Below are 547 nucleotides of genomic sequence, written 5' to 3'. Positions count from 1 at the left end.
GCGAAGCAGTAAAAGAACATTAAGAAATTTGAACTAAGGCTCGTGATGCCTGAAATCACGTAATTTGTCACATCAGGAATAGATAGGTTGGCGTTCCCTTGCGAGGATTAAGGTTAAGGGACACTTCTTTACAAGAAATGTCCCTAATCGAATCTAACGCTCTTAAATTGAGGTTGCCGGTATGAGTGGTGGAGACATTGGAAAAAGGAGAGGATAGACATTTATCATAAACGAAACACCTGCTTTGTTGGAATTGATATGCACAAGGACGCACATTGTGCAGTTGTAATTGATTGTTGGATGAATAAACTGGGTGAGGTTAACTTTGAAAACAGGCCATCCAGATTCCCTGCATTCGTTGAGGATGTAAGGAAGATTTGCGGGATAAAGGAAATTGTATTCGGACTTGAAGATACCAGAGGCTTTGGCAGAAACCTTGCTGCCTATCTGGTGGGCAGGAAGTTTGAGGTCAAGCACGTTAACCCTGCCTATACAAGCGCTGTAAGGCTTGCAAACCCCATTATTTACAAGGATGACTCCTATGATG

At 42.4% G+C, this 547-nt stretch carries 1 pseudogene; it reads left to right on the top strand.

Features of this window, described 5'->3' with window-relative positions:
- Nucleotides 1-185: 185 nt before the first annotated feature.
- Nucleotides 186-547, top strand: a pseudogene (locus JCM21531_RS17440) (IS110 family transposase); the annotation flags it as partial.

It is taken from the genome of Acetivibrio straminisolvens JCM 21531 (assembly GCF_000521465.1).
Lineage (GTDB): Bacteria > Bacillota > Clostridia > Acetivibrionales > Acetivibrionaceae > Hungateiclostridium > Hungateiclostridium straminisolvens.
Note: the sequence above shows the minus strand (reverse complement) of the source record. Positions and strands in the feature narration are given on the sequence as shown.